This window comes from Endozoicomonas sp. ONNA2 (genome assembly GCF_024606365.1).
Lineage (GTDB): Bacteria > Pseudomonadota > Gammaproteobacteria > Pseudomonadales > Endozoicomonadaceae > Endozoicomonas.
This window is the reverse complement of record NZ_JAHHPO010000465.1, coordinates 1-3,112: the sequence shown is the minus strand read 5'-3', so window position 1 is coordinate 3,112 and position 3,112 is coordinate 1. Positions and strand designations below refer to the sequence as shown.

Annotated in this window: 2 protein-coding genes; both read left to right on the top strand. The window is 51.4% G+C overall.

The features are described 5' to 3' along the window. On the top strand, positions 1–2,676 hold a 2,676-nt coding region (locus tag KDK14_RS08420; RefSeq protein ID WP_257264648.1), incomplete at its 5' end, for a ZmpA/ZmpB/ZmpC family metallo-endopeptidase-related protein. A 41-nt stretch (positions 2,677–2,717) separates the two neighbouring features. Continuing rightward, a partial coding sequence (locus KDK14_RS08415; protein ID WP_257264647.1) for a hypothetical protein occupies positions 2,718–3,112 on the top strand: 395 nt, incomplete at its 3' end.

Sequence of the window (3,112 nt, the reverse complement as noted above, 5' to 3'; positions counted from 1 at the left end):
GCCCCTGACTCCTGGATTAAAGTGAATAACACCGATGACCTGAACAAGATCTGCCGCAATGGGAAATCATGCAGCGGAAAATATCAACTTACGGGGAATATTGACGCTAGCCAACTAAACCGCTCCATTGGCGATAAAAACCACGGATTTAACGGCCATTTGGACGGTGGTGGTCATACCATTTACAACCTCTCCTACTGTCTGGTAAAAAATCTGACCGGTTATGGCAATATCACTAACCTGAACTTTACTGAAGCCAATATAACGTCAAAGGCACCAACCGGGGTAGCGGCTTGTGAAATGTCAGGCGACGCCATGATCAGTAATATTCTGGTTGAAGGTGCTTACATTGAAACCAGGGGTGCTCATGCTGCTATTGGCGCGGGCAGCGTTCGTGACAGGGGAACGGTTATCAACACAAGGGCGGTGAACTGCCGGGTGAAAACTTCCCGTGCAAAATCACACGCTGGTATTGGTGCGGGATATCTGTCTGGAGGCAAAGTTACCAACACACGTGCAATAGACTGTCATGTTGAAGCAGGGGGAACAGATGCAAAAGCCGGTATTGGTGCCGGAATGTCAAAAGGTGGAATCGTTACCAACACAAATGCGACGAACTGTACTGTCAAAACAACCAAAAGACGTGCAGATGCCGGTATTGGGGTGGGTTCTCAGGCTGGCGGAGGCATTGTTACCAGGACATTTGCGCATCACTGCAATGTGACAACTTTAAATAACAATGCAGATGCTGGTATCGGGGCCGGAGAATCGCAACAAAGTACTGTTAGCCACACGACAGCTGTTAAATGCAATCTGAAAACCTTCAGGGATGAGGCAGATGCTGGTATTGGGGTGGGTTATCAGATAGGAGGAACTGTTACCAGGACAACTGCAAATCACAGCACGGTGGTAACCAACAACAGCCATGCAGATGCTGGTATTGGGGCCGGATCATCGGAGAAAGCCACTATTAGCTACACGAAAGCGGTGAACTGTGCGGTGAACACTACCAAAAATGGGGCAGCTGCCGGTATTGGGGCCGGAGCAATGATCCAAGGTGGTACTATTAGTCACACGACAGCGGTTTACTGTAATGTGACAACCTCCGGAACTAATGCAGCTGCTGGTATTGGGGCTGGATTAACGATCCGGGGTAACGTTAACCATACGACAGCGGTTAATTGCAATCTGTACACCAACAAAAATGGAGCAGATGCCGGTATTGGGGTAGGAGACAATTTAGGAAATGTTACCGGCACGACTGCAAAAAACTGCACGGTCAAAACCTCAGGCATTTGGGCTTATGCCGGTATTGGTGCGGGCACTCATGATGCACGAGGGATAATTACCAACTCGCTTGCAGTGGACTGTGATGTTAGCACCGGGGGAGAACCTTCAAAAGCCGGTATTGGCGCAGGATATGTTGAAAAAAAAGGGACTATCACCAACACTAAGGCGATTGATAGCAAAGTTACAAGTAGTTATCCCCGTGCGTCTATCTCGGGAGGAAAAAAACCGGTTATTTGCAATGTTCTTGTTAATCGCAGAAAAAGAAACACCGACGGGGGGTGTCGGTCTTGGCAGGATAATAATTTCTGTGCAAATATTGCCCCCGGTCTGCTAACCCCGAAGTGCCAGATCGTTAATAATCTTGATAACCCCGCTAATGCCCGGCCAACGTCCCCAATTCCAGAGACGGTGGCCAGGATACCAAATACGCGCTTTTCCAGCGCGGCCCCTGTTACCACCTCCCCGCCCCCAACAACTTTCATGCCCGCGAGGTCCACATTACCAAACACGACCTTTTCCAGCCCCGTCCCGGTTATCACCTCCACGCCCGCGACCATGCCCGCGACAGCCACAGCACCAAACACGACCTTTTCCAGCCCGGGCTCTGCCACATTGGCCACACCAATACCGTTCGTGGCATCACTAAATGCTACCACCAAAGCCGTTATCGCCATGGGTACGGTCATTGTTGTGCTGCTCGGTGTTATTAGTATGATCGCCTGCCGCTATTACAGGTCATCCACTAATGCTAACCGTAACCGTGAGCAACCCATACCAGGGGGCAGCCAACTCCGAACTGAGGGGTTTACTCTTCCCCAAGACCATTACCAATCGTTAGAAAACAGGCAACCACGGCCTGGTTTTCCCCGGGACCTTTACCAATCGTTAGAAAAAAGAAAACCACGGCCTGGTTTTCCCCGGGAACATTACCAACATTTGTTGTTCAACCTGGTATCGCTGCCTCCTGCCCCCCAAACCCCTTACCAGGCGTTAGTATACAAACAAGCAAGCATGGCAGGCAGCACTTCCATGGATGACTCCGAACACGAACCTGCCCTGCACCACTCCCCCCCTTACGACCCTGTGTACCAGGAACTGAGCGAGTATTACACCGATAACCATGACGAATCCGATGCGCATCACCAGGCCGGTGCAGCAACAACTGACAGCCTCCTCATGACAAACACGGACTATGAAACCATCCCTGGTCAAATTTCTTACAACCCTGTGTACCAGGTACTGACTGAGCCTGAAACTGACTCTGACCATAACCATGATGAACCGGCCGTACTGGTACTGTCAGGCATGGCAACAGGTAACGGCAGACCCACGACCAACGCTTACCAAGAATATGACCATGATCAACTATCTGAAGATTATGTATAGGAAAAGCGAGCCCCCCCATAACAAAGCATGAGGTATTGATTTTGATACGGCAATCAGGTTTAAACCCGGCAGACATTGCCATCGGCCCACAACCTGCAACAACCCCGGCAGACGAAGGCCAATGGCGTGGATTGGACGTGTTCCGTTTGGGCAGTGAGTTGGTTCGATCGATTAACCCCTTCTGTGAGCCTCCCGATTCCCGACAACCAGCGCCGTATATTGCCGGGTCGACTGCTGGCAAGGATGCTCAGGACCCTGACGACCGGGTCAGCCATTTTCTGCAGGCCACCGCGCTGGCAACACGGGCGGTAGCCACCTATACCAACCTGCCCGCAGAAATCAATAACCTGCTGGGCTATCTTGCCAACCTGTCGGTTGTGGGTCGGTTTGCCAATGACCAGCTCAATGACTGCGCCGGTTGGGTGCCCGGGCCTGG